Source organism: Yoonia sp. (genome assembly GCF_017854565.1).
GTDB lineage: Bacteria > Pseudomonadota > Alphaproteobacteria > Rhodobacterales > Rhodobacteraceae > Yoonia.
On the sequence record NZ_JAFMHJ010000001.1, the window covers coordinates 125,698 to 142,517 of the forward strand.

Below are 16,820 nucleotides of genomic sequence, written 5' to 3' on the forward strand. Positions count from 1 at the left end.
ACACGGCCCTGGAATGGCAAATTCGCGTCAATTGCCATCTGGGGCTAAATATCACGTCTGCCGTGCGTTGGCGATTCTTCTCGTTTCCTCATGCGAATGACTTGCAACTAATCTGCCATTCGCCCATATGGATGTTGTCGCTAGCGGTGGCGCCCTCCCACATGAAACAAAGGATGCACAATATGCACCTCATCAAGCAAGCGGCGTTTGCTGCCGCTGTTACCTTGTCCGCAACCTCTGCCTTTGGTCAGGAAGTGACCCTGCGTTTTCAGCACTTCGTCTCACCGGCAAGCGCGAATCCGACCTACTTCATGCAGCCTTGGGCCGACATGATCGAAGAACAGTCGAACGGTCGCATCAAGGTGGAACTGTACCCCTTTATGCAACTGGGTGGTGCCGCCCCCAGCCAATATGACCTGATCCGCGATGGCGCGATTGATGGCGGCTGGGTGATCCCCGGCTATCAGCCCAATCGCTTTCCCGAAGCCGAAGCGATGGAGCTGCCCTTCATGACGACCAAGTCGGGTGAAGAGGCAAGCGCCGCCGCATGGGAATTCACCCAACAATTTCTGATGGATGACTTTGCCGATGTTCACGTCATTGCCGCCCACATGCATGGCCCTGGCATTGTGCACAAACGCGGACCGGCTGTCGAAACAGTCGAGGATTTCGCCGGTCTGAAGCTGCGTGGCCCATCCCGCCCCGCGACGCTATTGCTGGAGCAATTGGGCGCCACGCCGATCGGCATGCCTGTGCCCCAATTCCCCGAGGCGCTGTCCAAAGGTGTGGTCGATGGCGGTGTCATCACATGGGAAATGTCGCCGTCTCTGAAACTGAATGAGCTGACAGACAGCCACACTGACGTGGCCGGCGACCGGGCGCTTTATAACCTCTACTTCATCTGGGCGATGAACAAGGACGTCTACGAAGGGATGCCCGACGACTTGCGCGCGATCATCGACGCCAACTCTGGCCTGATGGCCAGCATGTGGGCGGGCCGGGCACATGACACGGGCGATGTCGTCGGGCGTGACCTGATGGCAGCCGATGGCAACCAGATTGCCGCGCTGTCAGTGGCCGAAACCGACCGTATCAAGGCGCATGGTGACACTGTGACTGCAAATTGGATCGCGGAAATGGACGCCAAAGGCTATGATGGCGCCGCATTGGTTTCCGCAGCCCAAGCGGTGGTTGCTGCGAACATCGGCATCGCGAACTAGAGCCAACCAAGCGCCCATCGCGATTGCGGTGGGCGCACTTTGGATTACGTGATCCGCGCGACCACGTAATCAGCCAAGTCGATCAGCATGGTTTTCAACGGGTGGTCAGGGACCCGGCCAAGGGACACCTTGGCTTTGTCGGCCCAGCGGATCGCGTCGTCTCGCGTGCTTTCCATCGTGCCGTGTTTGGCCAACAAGGCAATCGCGTGATCAAGATCGCCATCCTCCTGCCGCCCCTTCTGAATGGTCCGCACCCAGAACGCATGTTCGTCGGCATCGGCCTGCGCGACGGCCCGGATCACTGGCAGTGTCAGTTTGCGTTCCCGAAAATCATCGCCGACGTTCTTGCCCGTGGCTTTGGTCCCGCCATAATCCAATAGGTCATCAACGATCTGGAACGCGATACCAAGCGCATCACCATAGTCATATAGCGCCCGCACGGTGGCCTTGTCCTGCCCTGCAATTTCGCCGCCCACTTCCATCGCCGCAGAAAACAGCGCGGCCGTTTTACCACGCACCACCTGCAGATAGATATCCTCGGTCGTGGCAAGATCGCTGGCCGCCGTCAGTTGAAGCACTTCGCCTTCGGCGATCGTGGCCGAGGCATTGGCGAGGATATCAAGAACCCGCATCGACCCAGTTTCAACCATAAGCTGGAATGACCGCGCAAACAGGTAATCCCCGACCAGAACGCTTGATGTATTGTCCCAAAGCAGGTTCGCAGTGGGCCTGCCGCGCCGCTGGCTACTTTCATCAACCACATCATCATGCAGCAATGTGGCGGTATGAATAAACTCAACCGTGGCGGCCAGATGGATGTGATATGGCCCGTCATACCCACAAATCCGCGCCGCCGCGAGGGTCAGCATCGGGCGCAGACGTTTGCCGCCCGCTTCGATAAGGTGGGCCGTCACCTCGGGGATGCGCGGGGCGTGTTCGGAAGCCATGCGCGCCCGAATCATGTCGTTCACGCGGGTCAGATCATCGGCCAATGCCGCAGCAAGCTGTTCGTGCGGTTTAGTGGCAGCGGCATCAAGGCTCATTAACAATTCCGTCATGTGATAGACAACGGCACGCCGTCGCCTTAGGTCTTGGATATGAAAGAGCTTTTGCGCACCAACGACCCGACTGTCATCGCCTTTGCAACCGCCCTGTTGGACAGCGAAGGTATAGACTGGTTCACCTTCGACGTAAATATGAGCGTCCTTGAGGGCAGCATTGGCATAATGCCGCGCAGGCTGATGGTATTGGACCGCGATTTGTTCATGGCCGAGGCCGTGATGCGCGACGGTGAGATTGATTTAGGCCGGTGACGACAGAACTGACAACCGACGCATTTTTGGGTGGAAAGTTGCAGATATTGCAGCCCCGCCGGGGCTACCGCGCCGGGGTGGACCCTGTGTTGTTGGCCGCGTCCATAGCTGCAAAACCCGGACAATCAGTGTTGGAGCTGGGTTGCGGCGTGGGCGTCGCATCGCTGTGTTTGGCGGCACGTCTGCCGGGGCTGACCCTGACCGGGGTGGAATTGCAGGTCGATTATGCCGCGTTGGCGCGCCGCAATGCCATGGCCAATGACGCCCCGCTGACTGTCATTACGGCTGACTTACGCGCACTGCCTGCAAAGTTGCGGCAGAAACGGTTTGATCATGTGATCATGAACCCGCCGTATTTTGACCGCGCCATGGGCACTGCGGCAACGGATCAGGGCCGCGATATGGCGCTGGGAGGCGATACGCCGCTGGCGTCATGGCTGGACATCGGCGCGCGGCGGCTCGGACCAAAAGGGTACCTTAGCATGATCCAGCGGATCGAGCGCCTGCCCGAAGTGCTTGCCGCGCTGGACGGACGGCTTGGATCGCTGATCGTCAGGCCCATTGCCGGGCGCGAAGGCCGACCGCCAGAGCTGTTCTTGCTGCGGGCCCGGCAGGAAGGGCGCGCAGCGTTTCAGATGGCCCCGGCGTTGGTCATGCACCAAGGGGCCGTGCATCTGGGCGACGCCGAAAGTTACACCGCTGCGGTCGGCAATGTTCTGCGAAACGGCGCCGCTTTGGACATTCTGCCTTAATCATTTGACAACTTTTTTGGCAGAACCTGAAAAAGTCGGAAAATTGCTGTCATGCGGCGTGACAGACCGCGCCAGATATGTTGCAATACTTTTACAAACCAACCCTGAGGAGGACCACCATGAGCTTGAGTTCGCATTTGCAGGAACTGAAGAAGAAGCACCAACACCTCTCGGAATCGGTCGAGGTGATGCAGCGCAATCCTGCGACTGATGACCTCGCCATTGCGCGGCTGAAAAAACAAAAGCTGATGCTGAAAGAAGAAATTACGCGCCTCAGCACGCATTAAGCCTCCAGACCTTGGCGCTGGCGCCAGACGCCAGTGCCGCTAACCCCGCCTGTCGGCAGGCAAACTCCGCACACAGCCGCGTAGCTGTCAGCGTAATTCGACAGAAACAAATACGCGCGCAAAACTCCGGGTTTGATGTGCAACGCGTTGTATAGGCCGGTTATGGAAAAGGGCCACGCGGTATTCGCGCAGCCCTTGCCCTGTGATCGACGCCAAGCGGATCAGATCATATATTGGCCACCATTGGCCGAGATGGTCGAGCCGGTGACAAACCCAGCATCGTCGGACGCAAGGAACAACACAACCCGCGCGATCTCGGATGCTTCGCCAAGACGCCCAACGGGGATCTGTGGCAGAATCACTTCGTTCATCACCTTCTCGGGAATCGTGCTCATCATCTCGGTGTTGATATAGCCGGGCGCGACGACGTTCACGGTGATGCCAGCGCGCGCACCTTCTTGGGCCAGCGATTTGGTAAAGCCAATATCACCGGCCTTGGCGGCGGCATAGTTGGTTTGGGCGAATTGGCCCTTTTGCCCATTGATTGAACTGATCGTGATAACCCGACCGAATTTGCGTTCGCGCATACCGGGCCAGACAGGATGCGTCATGTTGAAAACACCGGACAGGTTGGTGTCGATCACTTCTTTCCACTGCTGCGGGGTCATCTTGTGGAATGGCGCATCGCGGGTGATGCCGGCGTTGTTGACAAGAACCTCAATCGGGCCCATATCGGCCTCGACCTGCGCGATGCCTGCGGCGCAAGCGTCATAGCTGCCGACATCCCATTTATAGGTCTTGATGCCGGTTTCAGCGGTAAAGGCTGCGGCCTTTTCATCATTTCCCGCATAGGTCGCAGCAACGGAATAGCCAGCGTCCTTTAGTGCGGTTGAAATTGCGGCGCCTATTCCGCGCGAACCGCCAGTAACAATTGCAACACGTCCCATAGTCATCTCCCTGTTATTTTCGTCTGTAAAGTCTGGCGGCGCCTGCGCGGCACCGCCGTTGTCTGGATCAAGGACGTTCGACGCACATTGCAACGCCCATGCCGCCACCGATGCACAGTGTCGCAAGGCCACGCTTGGCGCCGCGACGCTTCATTTCGAACAGCAGTGTGTTCAGCACCCGGCATCCCGACGCGCCGATCGGATGGCCGATCGCAATCGCGCCGCCATTCACGTTCACGATCGCTGGGTCCCAGCCCATCTCTTTGTTCACCGCACAGGCCTGCGCGGCGAAAGCTTCGTTCGCTTCGACAAGATCAAGGTCGGCAACCGTCCAGCCAGCTTTTTCCAGCGCCTTGCGGCTGGCCATCACCGGGCCCACGCCCATGATTGACGGGTCAAGCCCTGCGGTGGCATAAGACGCGATACGGGCCAAATGCTCGATTCCGCGCTTTTCAGCGTCGGCGGCTGTCATCAAAAGGGTTGCAGCAGCACCATCATTCAGGCCCGATGCGTTGGCAGCAGTGACAGAACCATCTTTGGCAAACGCCGGGCGCAGTTTTTGCATCGCGGCCATCGTGGCGCCGTGACGAATGTATTCATCCTGATCGATGATGATATCACCTTTGCGCGTTTTCACCGTGAATGCGGCGATTTCATCAGCAAAGCGGCCAGCCTTCTGTGCAGCCTCTGCCTTGTTCTGCGAGGCAACAGCGAATTCATCCTGCATATCGCGGGTGATCTGCCACTGGTTCGCGACATTTTCGGCCGTCTGCCCCATGTGGTAGTTGTTGAATGCATCCCAAAGACCGTCGCGGATCATCGTGTCGATATAGGTCATATCGCCCATTTTATGACCCGCACGCAGGTTGGCGGCATGGGGGCTGAGCGTCATGTTTTCCTGGCCACCGGCCGCAACAATTGCCGCATCGCCCAATTGGATGTGCTGCGCCCCAAGCGCAACGGCGCGCAGGCCGGACCCACACACCTGATTAATGCTCCACGCGGCGCTTTCAATCGGAAGACCTGCGTTAATGTGCGCCTGACGGGCCGGATTTTGGCCTTGGGCGGCGGTCAGAACCTGACCAAGAATAGTTTCACTGACTTCAGATTTATCGATGCCAGCACGCGCTACCACCTCTTCCAGAATAGCCGCGCCGAGGTCATGTGCCGGGGTGTTGGCAAATGCCCCACCAAAGCTACCCACGGCGGTGCGGGCGGCGGATGCGATAACAACATTGGTCATGGATTGATCCCTTCAGGTTTATTCCCATGGCAAGGCGGCACCATATGCCCAACGGGCACGAGCAGAACCCCCTGCCGCTCACCCACTTGTTTATTGGGTTGAATGGCCTAGGGCAATGTGATTCACCCCAAATGTATAGGTTGCAATGCTGTTAGAGTTCGAACTTGGGCACGCCATAGTGATAGCCCTGCAGGCAATCGACACCAATCTGTTTCAGGAACGCCGCCTCTGCCTCGGTTTCGACGCCATCGGCAATGGCGAACATCTCGAACTGGTGCGCGACAGTAATCAAAGCTTCGGCCAACACCTGATTATCGGGGTCGTTGTGAATATTGCGGATAAAACTTTTGTCAATTTTCACCAGATCAAAGAAGAAATCCTTTAGATGGCGAAATGCCGTCAGGCCCGCCCCAAAACCGTCCAACGCAAAAGCAACACCTTTAGGTTGCATTTCCGTCATGAACCGAATGACGATTTCATGCAGCATCATCGCCGATGTCTCGCTAATCTCAAATATTAGGCGATCACCAAGATCGGCCCGATCACGCAGTCCCCGATCCAATATGCGCCGCCATTCGCCATCCCCAACCGACCGCGCTGACAGGTTGATCGACAGCCGCAAGCCCGGTTTTTGCCTAAGCAGTTTCAGCGCAAGGGCCAGCGTGACACAGTCAATCTGCCGGCCCATCCCGGTTTCTTCGATAAGCGGCATGAAATGGGCGGCGGGAATGATCCGGCCAGCATCGTCCATCAGCCGTACCAGACCCTCGTAAAAGGCAATCCGCGGTTGCGCGTCGGCGGTGATGATCGGATAGAACGCCAGCTTGGCCCGTCCGGCAGCCAGCGCATCGCGGACCAAATTCATGACATCCGCGTCGCGGCTGGCCATCGCATAGTGCAACGGATCCAAAAGGGCTTGTTCTTCGATTTCGGCGCGGCTTAGCGTGGCGTTTGACATTTGCAGGTCCCATAAAGCCCCCGCAGGATGGCGCATATCCTGCTAATAACTGATTAAGCCCCGATGGAGAAACCAATGACAGAACGCTGCGGCTGGGCTGGGCCTGAACAAATTTACATTGATTATCACGACACTGAATGGGGTGTGCCTGAATATGACAGCCGGGCATTGTGGGAAAAACTGATTTTGGATGGCTTTCAGGCGGGCCTAAGCTGGATCACGATTCTGAAAAAACGCGACAATTTTCGCGCGGCTTTTGCGAACTTCGACCCTAATACAATCGCGAATTGGGATCAGGATGACGTGGCACGGCTGCTTGCCAACCCCGGCATTATCCGCCATCGCGGCAAAATAGAAGCGACAATCAGCAATGCGCGCGCATGGCAAAATATAGAAGCAGACCAAAGGTTTGATCGGTTTCTCTGGCGATACGTCGATGGCACCCCGCTGCAAACCCGCCTGGCCGACCGGACGGAAATGCCGACACAATCGCCACTCTCTGCGCAAATTTCAAAAGACCTCAAGCAAGCCGGGTTCAAATTCTGCGGCCCGACAATCGTCTATGCCTTCATGGAGGCGACGGGCCTGATCAACAATCACCTGACCACCTGCCCGCGTCATGCCCCATGTGCGGCTCTGGCCCGGTCACCAGCGGTTTAGCGCGTCTTCGTCTGCATCCTTGGCGGCGACCCATTCGGCACCATTGACCGTCACTTCTTTTTTCCAGAACGGCGCGCGGGATTTCAGGTAATCCATCAGAAAATCTGCCGCCTCGAACGCCGCGACCCGGTGCGCAGCTGCGGTCGCAACCATCATGATCGGCGCACCCACCGCCAACGGGCCATGGCGGTGGATGACCAATGCATCCGCCAGCGACCAGCGTTCACACGCCTGCGCCACGATCCCGGCAATCGCCGCCTCGGTCATGCCGGGATAGTGTTCGATTTGCATTTCGCGCAGGCCGCCGTCCACGTCGCGGACAACACCGGTGAAACTGACAATCGCACCAACATCACTGCGACCTTGCGCAAAACCATTCAGTTCCGCGCCGGCATCGAACGGCTCTGGCTGGACGCGTACGGTCATTCAACCACCAGTCATCGGTGGAAAAAACGCCACTTCGCGCACACCTGCCAACGGCGCGTCAAACGCCGCCAGTTCTTGGTCCAGTGCAACGCGCAATGCGCTGACATCAGCAAACGCGGCAGCATAACGATCTTCGCGCGCAACAAGCTCGGCCACCAAATCAGCCACGGTTGCCGCATCGCTGTCCACCGTTTCATGCGGGATACCAATCCGTTCCCGGACCCACGCAAAATACATCACATTCATCAGCCAACATCCTTCAGATAGGGGCGCGCCTTGCTGAAATAATCCCAACCGGTCACCAGCGTCAAAATGGCCGCGACCCACAATACCGTGATCCCGGCCCACCAACTGCCCACCATACCATAGTACTTCCACAAGAGCCCCATTTCGTCGGGGATGGTCCGGCCCAATACCCCTTCGACAATCTCGGCGTTCATACCAATGGCCTGCATCCCAAAATAGTGTTCAAAAGCGCCAGTCGCAAAAAGCAGCGCAATGGCGACCATCTGCGCCGTCGTCTTCCATTTTGCCATCACGGTGACCTTCAGCGTACCAGCCGTATCACCCAAAAATTCCCGCAGGCCAGACACAAAGACTTCGCGGAACATGATCAGTGTCGCAGGCAACAGAATAAGCGGGTTCATACCCGAAAACCCGGTGATGACAAGCAGTGCAATCACAACCATCGCCTTGTCCGCAATCGGGTCGAGCATCGCACCAAGGCGGCTTTCCTGTTTCCACGCGCGCGCCAGATACCCATCCAGAAAATCCGTCAGCGCGGCCGTCACGAACAAGACCAGCGCGAACCAATCCGCCAAAGGCCGATTAAAGTATAAAAACATGATCACAAGACCCGGCGCAGCGGCCAAGCGAAGGATTGTCAAGATATTCGGCACATTCATTCTCATGTTCTTTACCTAACCCGCTTCTGCGGCGCTGACTATAACGGACATGCTACCCGCTTCTTCCGAGCACAAATATCCCCGCCGGAGGCAAATTTCTTTTCCAACTCAACCGTTTTCATGAAAATAGTCATAAATGGTCTGGGCCATGTTCCCCGATATGCCGTCAACCGCCTTGAGATCGGCAAGATCGGCACGCGCCACAGCCTTGGCCGACCCAAAATGCACCAGTAGCGCGCGTTTTCGGGTGCCACCCACGCCCGGCACGTCGTCCAACGGGGTCGCGCCAATTGCCTTTGATCGCTTCGCCCGGTGCGTCCCAATGGCAAAGCGATGCACCTCGTCCCGCATACGCTGCACAAAATACAACACAGGATCATTGTGCCGCAGCGCCATCACGGGTTTGCCGGTGCGGTGAAACTCTTCTTTTCCCGCGTCGCGGTCTTCGCCCTTGGCAATACCAACCATCGGGATATCGCCGACACCCAGTGCCTCCATGATCTCGCGCACCGCACTCACCTGCCCGGCCCCGCCATCAATCAGCAAAAGGTCAGGCCACGTGCCAAGCGTTCGTTCAGGGTCTTCTTTCAAAAGACGTTGGAACCGGCGGGTCAGCACCTCTTTCATCATGCCAAAGTCATCGCCGGGGGTCAGGTCATCGCCACGGATGTTGAATTTGCGGTACTGGTTCTTGTCAAAACCGTCAGGTCCGGCCACGATCATCGCGCCGACGGCATGGGAGCCTTGAATGTGCGAATTGTCGTAAACCTCGATCCTCTGGGGTACCTTGGGCAGATCGAACGCCTCTGTCAGCCCTTTCAGTAGGCGGCCCTGCGTCGCGGTTTCGGACATCTTGCGCGCCAGACTTTCACGGGCGTTGCGCAGCGCGCCTTGCACCAGTTCCGCCTTTTCACCCCGCTGCGGCACTATAATATCAACCTTGCGGCCCAGCTTTTCGGCCAGCGCATCGGCCATCAGATCGTCATTATCAAGACCATGCGAAAGGATCAGCATGCGGGGTGGCTCGCGGGTCGCGTAGAACTGCCCGACAAAGGCTTCCATCACCTCGCTGATATCCTCATCGCCGCTGATACGGGGATAATAATCGTGATTGCCCCAGTTCTGGTGGGCCCGGATAAAAAAGACCTGCACGCAGGCCTGCCCGCCATCCATATGCAGCGCGATCACATCGGCCTCGGGCGTGTTCTGCGGATTGATGCCTTGGACACCCTGCACCTGCGTCAGCGCCTTGATCCGATCACGCAGCGCAGCGGCCCGTTCGAATTCCATGCCATCCGAGGCGGCCTGCATCTGCGCTGCCAGCGTCTCTTGTATCGCTTTGGTACGGCCCTGCAGGAAACGCTCTGCATCGCGAACGGTTATGGCGTAATCTTCCTCTGAGATCAGGCCGACGCAGGGGCCGGAACAGCGTTTGATCTGGTATTGCAGACACGGGCGTGTGCGTGTCTCAAAATCGTTATCGGTACAGTTGCGCAGCATAAACACGCGCTGCAATTGGTTCAGCGTACGATTGACCGCACCGGCCCCCGCGAAGGGGCCATAGTAGTCGCCTTTTTCCTTTTTGGCGCCACGATGCTTTTTGATCTGCGCAAAAGCGTGCCCTTTGGCGACCAGTATATTCGGGAACGATTTATCGTCACGCAGCAGCACATTATAGCGCGGCTTCAACTGCTTGATCAGGTTCTGCTCCAGCAGCAGCGCCTCGGTCTCGGTGCGTGTGGTCAGGAACATCATTGATGCGGTTTCGCGGATCATGCGCGCAATCCGCGGCGCATGATTGCCGGGCCGGGAATAGTTGCTGACGCGCGCCTTCAGGTTGCGCGCCTTGCCCACGTACAGTACCCGACTGTCCGCATCTAGCATCCGGTAAACCCCCGGTGACGCATCAAGTGTGCGCAAATACCCCTGTATCCGGTCATAACCTGTCGTGGGTGCGGTGGTTGGCTGCTCTGTCATACGCACGCTTCTGTGATTCTAAGTTGGCTGCAATGGTAACGCAGCGGGGACAAGAGAAAAGGCATCCACTTTTTCTGTGGATAAGTCGGTGGGTTAATCTTGCAGATCGCGAAATTTCCCTTGCATTTGGCAGGGTTCAGCACTTTGCACAAAAAAAAGGCACATTTTCAAGCCGTTGAATTTGCTGTATATTTTTATTTACAGGCAGTTAACTCATTGAAAAACCGGCTAATTGTAAAGGTTTCGTGAACAACACCCCGACACGTGCACAACTTTGCCCCTGCGTCATTCCACCCCGAGCACATCGGGCGTTTCCCATGCCAGATGCTGCCCCCCGTCAACAGCGATCATTTGCCCTGTGACGGCTGGCGCATCCAGAAAATACCCCAGTGCGGCGGTGATATCGGCAATGTTCGCACCGCGCTTCAGGACAGTCGCAGACCGCTGTCGGGCAAAGTGGTCTGCGCTCTGCCGATGCCCCTGCAATGTTGGCCCCGGACCTATCCCATTGACACGCACACGGGGTGCCAGTGCCTGTGCGGTGGTACGGGTCATGGCCCATAGACCCATCTTGGCGATCGTATAGCTCATGAATTCAGGGGTCAGTTTATGTACCCGCTGATCCAGCATATTGATGACCAGCCCGCGCGCTACCGGTTCGCCGATGTCGTCAGTCAGCGGGTCAGGGACCTGTGCGGCAAACCCTTGGGTCAGCGCGAAGGGCGCGCGCAGGTTGGACTCCATATGCCGATCCCAACTGGCCCGCGTCGCCGTCGCCACCGTGTCATGCTCGAAGATGGACGCATTGTTGATCAGGCAGGTCAGCGGCCCACCCAGCGCATCGGCAGCGCGCCCGATCAAGGTTTGTGTGGCGTCTTCGTGCAGCAGATCCGCCTGAAGTGGCACTGCCTTGCGGCCCATTTTCTGCAACGCTTCTACCGTCTCGGCGGCACCGGCGGCGGAATCCGCGTAATGCACGGCAACATCATAGCCGCGCTGCCCCAGATAAAGCGCCATCGCCCGGCCCAGCCGGGCACCTGCGCCGGTCACAAGTGCCTTCATGGTCGGCCCTTTTCACACTGGCATGGCCCCTTGCCAATTCGGTAACGCTGGCATTTCGGGCATTTCGCGTCGGCCAGCCGCTGCTGTCCAGGGAACCGCCATTTCCCGAAAATGCCAAGCACGCCGATGAAGGCGAGGAACAGAAAGACCGACTTGATAATCACAGGCCATACCTTGCGAAGGCCGCACGTTCATCAATACCGGCAACTGTATTACCCACAATCTGCGCACCGAAACGGGCCAGCAGCGGGCGTTTCTGGTCGTAGCGACGGAACCGCACATTGTCGCCAAAGCGTTGTTTCATGGTCGGGACAAGATGACCGATCCCATCGACAAGGCCCGCATCAATGCCTCTTTGTCCTATAAACACCTCTCCCGTGAACAAGTCAGGGTTGTCGGCCAGTTTCAGACCGCGCCGCGATTGTACGTAGGCGATGAAAGTGGCGTGCAAATCCTCTAGCCAGCCTTTGAGCTTGGTCACGTCGGCCGGATCTTGCTTTTTAAACGGGTCGAGCATTGATTTGGATTTGCCCGACGTATGCACACGGCGTTCGATACCATAGTTGGCAATCGCCTCATGCGCGCCAAAACCAGAGCTGATCACACCGATGGAGCCTGTGATGGAACACGCATCGACAAAAATCTCGTCTGCGGCGCAGGCCAGCCAGTAACCGCCCGATGCCGCGACATCTTCGACGAAGGCGAAAACGGGGATTTTCTTTTCGTCGGCTAGCCGCCTGATCCGAGAGGCTATCAGTGACGATTGCACAGGCGATCCACCGGGGCAGTTTATTTCAAGTGCGACAGCGGCAGGTTTGCCGCGGCTAAATGCCTTTTCAATCACCGGCGCAAGGCCGGGGTTATCAAGGCCACGACCACTGTTGGCAATCGCGCCTTGCAGGCGGATCACGGCGACGACGGGGTCAGAGGTGACGAAGGGAATAAAGCGTTTCATTTTCTACCATTTAGGCCGTGCTGCGCTGGGCACAAGGTGCGTTATTGCCGGATGCGCCAGCCGGTGCGGAATATCCACCAGATTGCCGTCAGACAAATACCAGTGAACAAGGCAATAGCGCACAAGGAGAGGCCGATTGATACGTCGGCGGTACCAAAGAACGCCCAGCGGAACCCGCTGATCAAATAGACGACCGGATTGAACAATGTGATCGTTTGCCAGACTGGCGGCAGCATCGAGATTGAGTAGAAGGATCCACCCAAGAAGACCAGCGGCGTGATGATCAGCAGCGGGATAAGCTGCAGCTGTTCGAAATTCCCGGCCCAGATACCGATGATGAACCCCAGCAGTGAAAAGCTGATGCAGGTCAGCGTCAAAAAGGCGAACATTGCAAACGGATGCGCGATTTGGATGTCCACAAAAAAGTAGGCGGTGGTCAGGATGACCAGTCCGATGAACATCGCCTTCGTCGCGGCGGCACCCACGTAACCCATTGTGATTTCAAGAAAGTTTACCGGAGCCGAGAGGAGTTCGTAGATCGTCCCGATGAACTTGGGAAAGTAGATGCCAAAGCTTGCGTTGGTGGTGGCCTGCGTCATCACCGACAGCATGATCAGGCCCGGCACGATAAAGGCGCCATAGCTGACGCCTTCGACCTGTTCGATCCGGCTGCCGATGGCCGCGCCAAAGACGACAAAATACAGCGATGTGGACAAGACCGGAGAGATCAAGCTTTGCATGATTGTTCGGAAAAAGCGTGCCATTTCAAAGATATAAATGGACTTTACGGCGGTATAGTTCATGCCTGTTCCTTTACGAGACCGACAAAGATGTCTTCGAGGCTGCTTTGCTTGGTCTGGAGGTCTTTCATTTTCAACCCGCTGGCCGCGAGGTCATTGAGCAGGGTTGTGATGCCTGTCCGCTCGCCTTTGGTGTCGTAGCTGTAGGTCAGGTGTAAACCGTCGTTAGCGCGTGCTAAATCATATGATTTCAATCCCTTAGGGATTTCGTCAATGGCTTCGGCCAATTCGATCTGCAACTGCTTGCGGCCCATTTGGGCCATCAACTCGGCCTTGTCTTGCACCAACAAAATCTCGCCTTTGTTGATGACGCCGACGCGGTCGGCGATGGCTTCGGCCTCTTCGATGTAATGCGTCGTCAAAATTATCGTTACACCAGAAGCCTTTAGCCCGGCGACGACTTCCCACATATCTTTGCGCAGCTCGACGTCGACACCGGCGGTGGGTTCGTCGAGAAACAGCACGCGGGGTTCGTGGGATAGCGCCTTGGCGATCAGCACCCGCCGCTTCATTCCACCAGACAAGGTCATGATTTTACTATGTTTTTTGTCGATCAGGGACAGCTGGTCCAGCACTTTGTCGATATAGGCGTCATTGCGCGGCTTGCCGAACAGGCCACGCGAAAAGCGAACAGAGTTAAAGACGGTTTCGAACGGTTCAAGGTTGATTTCCTGCGGCACCAGCCCGATCAGATTGCGCGCTGCGCGAAACGCGGTCCGGGTGTCGTGGCCACCGACGGTGACGCTGCCAGAGGTCGGCACAGTGATGCCGCAAATGGTTGATATCAAAGTAGTTTTCCCGGCACCATTGGGACCTAGAAGCGCAAGTATTTCGCCTTCTTCGATCTCAAGGTTGACACCTTTGAGAGCCTCAAAACCCGAGGCGTAGGCTTTGCGCAGGTTTTGGACGGAAACGATTGTGGGCATGGGGGGGGACCTTTGGCTTGTTGGCGCGAACCTAGTCCGCGGGACCGCAAAGGGAAAGGGCACGTCGCAAGCGGGCGTACGCAAGCCGTACAGACAGCGTACGTACACGATATGCCCAAACCGGCGCGGGCGATGTGTCGCGGGAACACATCAGCGGTCAGGGCGCGGCACCCTAGGCGAACCCTGCGCAATGGCGTAGTATAACGTATGCGCGCGCCCCGCGCCCTGGAGTCGCGATGACACAGTCCCTTTTGCAAAACGAACCCACCGTGCGGCTGGCCGTGTTTTTCGGCCTGCTGATCGCGATGGCCGTCTGGGAGGTGATCGCCCCACGCCGTCGCATGGAAATCCCACGGTTTATTCGCTGGTCGAATAATCTGGCGCTGGTCGTGATCGACACGATGCTGGTGCGGCTGGCCTTTCCGACGCTGGCGGTCGGTCTTGCCGTGATCGCGCAGGACAAGGGCTGGGGCCTGTTTCAGATTGTCACCCTGCCCGGCTGGGTCAAGGTTGTGCTGGCGATACTGGTGCTTGATCTGGCGATTTACCTGCAACATGTGATGTTTCATGCGGTTCCGGGCCTGTGGCGCCTGCACCGGATGCACCATGCGGATCTGGAATTTGACGTCACAACGGGACTGCGGTTTCATCCCGTTGAAATACTTGCGTCGATGGCGATCAAGCTGGGCGTTGTTGCCGCGCTTGGCCCGCCCGCGATTGCGGTGTTGCTGTTCGAGGTTTTGCTGAACGGCACATCGCTGTTCAATCATGCCAACATCCGGTTGCCGGGTCGGGTTGATGCGGTGCTGCGCCTGTTTCTGGTGACGCCGGATATGCACCGGGTCCATCATTCGATCTATCGCGACGAGACAAACAGCAACTTTGGATTCAGCGTGCCGTGGTGGGACAGGTTGCTGGGCACATATATTGCCCAGCCCCGCGACGGGCACGATGATATGGTGATCGGAATCGAACAGTTTCGCACGCCGCGCGATCTTTGGCTTGATAAGATGCTGATCCAGCCGGTCATAGGCCCCGCGTCGGGCGACCCTGTGAAACCCGCCCCGCGCTAGGCCATCATGCGGGCCACATCCAGCATCCGGCACGAAAAGCCCCATTCGTTGTCGTACCAGCCGAACACCCGCACCAAGCCGCCCTGCGTGACGCGTGTTTCAGGCAGCGAGACGATCAGGCTTTCGGGCCGCGCGCGCAGGTCCGAGGACACCAGCAGTTTGTCGGTATGGCCGATGACGCCGGATTGTTGACGGATCACGTGGTGCAAGGCGTCCAACGTCGGCGCGGCGTTTAGCATCACGGTCAGATCCACCGCCGAGACGGAGGCAACAGGGACACGCACCGCTGCCGCCTCGATCCGGCCCGCGATGCCGGGCAGGACCAGATTCAGCAATTGTTGCGCCGATGTGGTCGTGGGCACCATCGACAGGGCCGCAGCCCGACTGCGCAGCATGTCGCCACGGGGTGCGTCAATCGTGGGCTGGCTGCCGGTATAGCAGTGGATCGTCGTCATCCAGCCGGTTTGCAGGCCCCATGTATCGTCCAGCAACCGGACCAGAGGGGCCAGCGCATTGGTGGTGCAGGACGCATTGGACACGATGGTCTGATCGGCAAGCAGGACTTCGTTGGCACCCAGCACCATGGTCAGATCGGCCGCGTCGGACGGGCCGGAAATAAGGATACGTCTGGCCCCCGCGCGCAGGCCACGTTCCGCGATGTCGCGGCTGTTGGCCTTGCCGGTGCATTCCAGCACCAGATCAACGCCGGACAGGTCCAGCGTGCTTGCGTCTTCGCTGCGGTAAAAAGGGATTGCATGGCCGTCGATCACCAGCGCGCCGTTTTCGTGTTCGGCGCTGCCGGGAAATGGCCCGAAGACGCTGTCATATGCGAACAGATGCGCGCACAGGTCGGGGGCGGCGATGTCATTTATGCCCACGATGTCAATCTCTGGCCACGCGCCTTTTGTCCATGCCCGCAAGACGGTACGACCGATCCGGCCAAACCCGTTGATGAATACCCGTGTCATAATTGCCCTCTGCCCTGCGGACGCGATGCTGCACCTTAATGCAGGCGGCGACAAGCCGGGTTTCAAACCGGGCTCTGAAACCGTTATATGCACCGCAACGTCGGGAATCAGGGGGCCGGAACGATCCATAAACGAGAGAATCGGTACCGACGCGGGTTAAGATAGTGTGAGTCTGATCCGGCTCCTGCGGCCGCAACCGAATTTTTCATGTTCATGATCAAATGCTTGCCTACGCAAGATGCACAAACGCAATTTGACGGTGAAAGCATCGGTTATCACTGGTAATCAGCCAAAAAATGCCTAGCACTGTTTCGGCATTAGGCGGTAATGGTGGTGAATAATCGGGAT

Annotated in this window: 19 protein-coding genes; 6 read left to right on the plus strand and 13 right to left on the minus strand. The window is 57.7% G+C overall.

All coding sequences use genetic code 11. The features are described 5' to 3' along the window. The first annotated feature begins 182 nt into the window (after nucleotides 1-182). A complete protein-coding gene (locus tag QZ196_RS00660) occupies nucleotides 183-1,220 on the plus strand; it encodes a TRAP transporter substrate-binding protein (protein ID WP_296422812.1) in 1,038 nt (345 codons plus the stop codon). Nucleotides 1,221-1,264: 44 nt separating this feature from the next. On the opposite strand, the gene QZ196_RS00665 is transcribed toward QZ196_RS00660, so the two are convergent. Further along, nucleotides 1,265-2,263, minus strand: a complete 999-nt coding sequence (locus QZ196_RS00665; protein WP_296422814.1) for a polyprenyl synthetase family protein — start codon at nucleotides 2,261-2,263, stop codon at nucleotides 1,265-1,267. A gap of 54 nt (nucleotides 2,264-2,317) precedes the next feature. Here QZ196_RS00665 and QZ196_RS00670 point away from each other — a divergent pair, with 54 nt between their 5' ends. From QZ196_RS00670 to QZ196_RS00680, 3 genes are all read left to right on the plus strand, one after another. After that, nucleotides 2,318-2,533, plus strand: a complete 216-nt coding sequence (locus QZ196_RS00670) for a DUF2007 domain-containing protein (protein WP_296422816.1) — start codon at nucleotides 2,318-2,320, stop codon at nucleotides 2,531-2,533. After that, a complete protein-coding gene (locus tag QZ196_RS00675; RefSeq protein WP_296422818.1) occupies nucleotides 2,530-3,285 on the plus strand; it encodes a methyltransferase in 756 nt (251 codons plus the stop codon). Before QZ196_RS00670 ends, QZ196_RS00675 begins: the two co-directional genes overlap by 4 nt. A gap of 119 nt (nucleotides 3,286-3,404) precedes the next feature. Next, the gene (locus QZ196_RS00680) at nucleotides 3,405-3,572 is read left to right on the plus strand and encodes a YdcH family protein (RefSeq protein ID WP_296422820.1); all 168 of its coding nucleotides are present in this window, start codon (nucleotides 3,405-3,407) and stop codon (nucleotides 3,570-3,572) included. 221 nt (nucleotides 3,573-3,793) lie between these two features. Here QZ196_RS00680 and phbB read toward each other — a convergent pair whose 3' ends face one another. The 3 genes from phbB to QZ196_RS00695 form a co-directional block, all read right to left on the minus strand. Then, nucleotides 3,794-4,519: an acetoacetyl-CoA reductase gene (gene phbB, locus QZ196_RS00685; protein WP_296422821.1), complete on the minus strand. Its 726-nt coding sequence runs from the start codon at nucleotides 4,517-4,519 to the stop codon at nucleotides 3,794-3,796. Nucleotides 4,520-4,586: 67 nt separating this feature from the next. Beyond that, nucleotides 4,587-5,762, minus strand: coding sequence for an acetyl-CoA C-acetyltransferase (locus QZ196_RS00690; protein ID WP_296422823.1), 1,176 nt, complete (start codon nucleotides 5,760-5,762; stop codon nucleotides 4,587-4,589). Nucleotides 5,763-5,913: 151 nt separating this feature from the next. Next, complete coding sequence (locus QZ196_RS00695; protein ID WP_296422825.1) at nucleotides 5,914-6,720, minus strand: EAL domain-containing protein; 807 nt, start codon at nucleotides 6,718-6,720, stop codon at nucleotides 5,914-5,916. 75 nt (nucleotides 6,721-6,795) lie between these two features. Between QZ196_RS00695 and QZ196_RS00700 the strand changes: the two genes are divergently transcribed. Continuing rightward, nucleotides 6,796-7,380 carry a DNA-3-methyladenine glycosylase I gene (locus QZ196_RS00700; protein ID WP_296422827.1) on the plus strand — a complete coding sequence of 195 codons (585 nt, stop codon included), beginning with the start codon at nucleotides 6,796-6,798 and terminating at the stop codon, nucleotides 7,378-7,380. On the opposite strand, the gene QZ196_RS00705 is transcribed toward QZ196_RS00700, so the two are convergent. The 8 genes from QZ196_RS00705 to QZ196_RS00740 all read right to left on the minus strand — a co-directional run bounded on the left by QZ196_RS00705 (nucleotide 7,366) and on the right by QZ196_RS00740 (nucleotide 14,431). Next, a complete protein-coding gene (locus tag QZ196_RS00705; RefSeq protein WP_296422829.1) occupies nucleotides 7,366-7,806 on the minus strand; it encodes a molybdenum cofactor biosynthesis protein MoaE in 441 nt (146 codons plus the stop codon). The genes QZ196_RS00700 and QZ196_RS00705 overlap by 15 nt on opposite strands. After that, nucleotides 7,807-8,052, minus strand: coding sequence for a molybdopterin converting factor subunit 1 (gene moaD / locus QZ196_RS00710; RefSeq protein WP_296422831.1), 246 nt, complete (start codon nucleotides 8,050-8,052; stop codon nucleotides 7,807-7,809). Further along, nucleotides 8,052-8,717, minus strand: coding sequence for a CDP-diacylglycerol--glycerol-3-phosphate 3-phosphatidyltransferase (pgsA, locus tag QZ196_RS00715; protein ID WP_296422833.1), 666 nt, complete (start codon nucleotides 8,715-8,717; stop codon nucleotides 8,052-8,054). Before pgsA ends, moaD begins: the two co-directional genes overlap by 1 nt. 102 nt (nucleotides 8,718-8,819) lie before the next feature. Next, complete coding sequence (gene uvrC, locus QZ196_RS00720) at nucleotides 8,820-10,688, minus strand: excinuclease ABC subunit UvrC (protein ID WP_296422835.1); 1,869 nt, start codon at nucleotides 10,686-10,688, stop codon at nucleotides 8,820-8,822. 285 nt (nucleotides 10,689-10,973) lie between these two features. Continuing rightward, the gene (locus QZ196_RS00725; protein WP_296422838.1) at nucleotides 10,974-11,750 is read right to left on the minus strand and encodes an SDR family oxidoreductase; all 777 of its coding nucleotides are present in this window, start codon (nucleotides 11,748-11,750) and stop codon (nucleotides 10,974-10,976) included. A 160-nt stretch (nucleotides 11,751-11,910) separates the two neighbouring features. Further along, the gene (locus QZ196_RS00730; RefSeq protein ID WP_296422840.1) at nucleotides 11,911-12,705 is read right to left on the minus strand and encodes a S49 family peptidase; all 795 of its coding nucleotides are present in this window, start codon (nucleotides 12,703-12,705) and stop codon (nucleotides 11,911-11,913) included. Nucleotides 12,706-12,746: 41 nt separating this feature from the next. After that, nucleotides 12,747-13,508 (minus strand): ABC transporter permease, encoded by a 762-nt coding sequence (locus QZ196_RS00735; RefSeq protein ID WP_296422842.1) that lies wholly within the window; start codon nucleotides 13,506-13,508, stop codon nucleotides 12,747-12,749. Next, nucleotides 13,505-14,431, minus strand: a complete 927-nt coding sequence (locus QZ196_RS00740; protein ID WP_296422844.1) for an ABC transporter ATP-binding protein — start codon at nucleotides 14,429-14,431, stop codon at nucleotides 13,505-13,507. The genes QZ196_RS00735 and QZ196_RS00740 overlap by 4 nt, the downstream gene beginning before the upstream one ends. 236 nt (nucleotides 14,432-14,667) lie before the next feature. On the opposite strand from QZ196_RS00740, the gene QZ196_RS00745 reads away from it, so the two are divergent. Continuing rightward, nucleotides 14,668-15,504 (plus strand): sterol desaturase family protein, encoded by an 837-nt coding sequence (locus QZ196_RS00745; RefSeq protein ID WP_296422846.1) that lies wholly within the window; start codon nucleotides 14,668-14,670, stop codon nucleotides 15,502-15,504. Here the strand turns inward: QZ196_RS00745 and QZ196_RS00750 are convergent. Beyond that, on the minus strand, nucleotides 15,501-16,472 hold the full coding sequence (locus QZ196_RS00750; protein WP_296422848.1) for a glyceraldehyde 3-phosphate dehydrogenase NAD-binding domain-containing protein: 972 nt from the start codon (nucleotides 16,470-16,472) through the stop codon (nucleotides 15,501-15,503). The genes QZ196_RS00745 and QZ196_RS00750 overlap by 4 nt on opposite strands. Nucleotides 16,473-16,820: the final 348 nt, after the last annotated feature.

Excerpts from the sequence above, each read along its gene's own strand:
- QZ196_RS00725 (WP_296422838.1), bottom strand. The coding sequence starts at position 11,750 with ATGAAGGCACTTGTGACCGGCGCAGGTGCCCGGCTGGGCCGGGCGATG.
- QZ196_RS00735 (WP_296422842.1), bottom strand. The coding sequence starts at position 13,508 with ATGAACTATACCGCCGTAAAGTCCATTTATATCTTTGAAATGGCACGC.
- moaD (WP_296422831.1), bottom strand. The coding sequence starts at position 8,052 with ATGAATGTGATGTATTTTGCGTGGGTCCGGGAACGGATTGGTATCCCG.
- QZ196_RS00705 (WP_296422829.1), bottom strand. The coding sequence starts at position 7,806 with ATGACCGTACGCGTCCAGCCAGAGCCGTTCGATGCCGGCGCGGAACTG.
- QZ196_RS00660 (WP_296422812.1), top strand. The coding sequence starts at position 183 with ATGCACCTCATCAAGCAAGCGGCGTTTGCTGCCGCTGTTACCTTGTCC.
- QZ196_RS00740 (WP_296422844.1), bottom strand. The coding sequence starts at position 14,431 with ATGCCCACAATCGTTTCCGTCCAAAACCTGCGCAAAGCCTACGCCTCG.
- QZ196_RS00665 (WP_296422814.1), bottom strand. The coding sequence starts at position 2,263 with ATGAGCCTTGATGCCGCTGCCACTAAACCGCACGAACAGCTTGCTGCG.
- uvrC (WP_296422835.1), bottom strand. The coding sequence starts at position 10,688 with ATGACAGAGCAGCCAACCACCGCACCCACGACAGGTTATGACCGGATA.
- QZ196_RS00745 (WP_296422846.1), top strand. The coding sequence starts at position 14,668 with ATGACACAGTCCCTTTTGCAAAACGAACCCACCGTGCGGCTGGCCGTG.
- pgsA (WP_296422833.1), bottom strand. The coding sequence starts at position 8,717 with ATGAGAATGAATGTGCCGAATATCTTGACAATCCTTCGCTTGGCCGCT.
- QZ196_RS00730 (WP_296422840.1), bottom strand. The coding sequence starts at position 12,705 with ATGAAACGCTTTATTCCCTTCGTCACCTCTGACCCCGTCGTCGCCGTG.
- QZ196_RS00750 (WP_296422848.1), bottom strand. The coding sequence starts at position 16,472 with ATGACACGGGTATTCATCAACGGGTTTGGCCGGATCGGTCGTACCGTC.
- QZ196_RS00680 (WP_296422820.1), top strand. The coding sequence starts at position 3,405 with ATGAGCTTGAGTTCGCATTTGCAGGAACTGAAGAAGAAGCACCAACAC.
- QZ196_RS00670 (WP_296422816.1), top strand. The coding sequence starts at position 2,318 with ATGAAAGAGCTTTTGCGCACCAACGACCCGACTGTCATCGCCTTTGCA.
- QZ196_RS00695 (WP_296422825.1), bottom strand. The coding sequence starts at position 6,720 with ATGTCAAACGCCACGCTAAGCCGCGCCGAAATCGAAGAACAAGCCCTT.
- QZ196_RS00690 (WP_296422823.1), bottom strand. The coding sequence starts at position 5,762 with ATGACCAATGTTGTTATCGCATCCGCCGCCCGCACCGCCGTGGGTAGC.
- QZ196_RS00700 (WP_296422827.1), top strand. The coding sequence starts at position 6,796 with ATGACAGAACGCTGCGGCTGGGCTGGGCCTGAACAAATTTACATTGAT.
- phbB (WP_296422821.1), bottom strand. The coding sequence starts at position 4,519 with ATGGGACGTGTTGCAATTGTTACTGGCGGTTCGCGCGGAATAGGCGCC.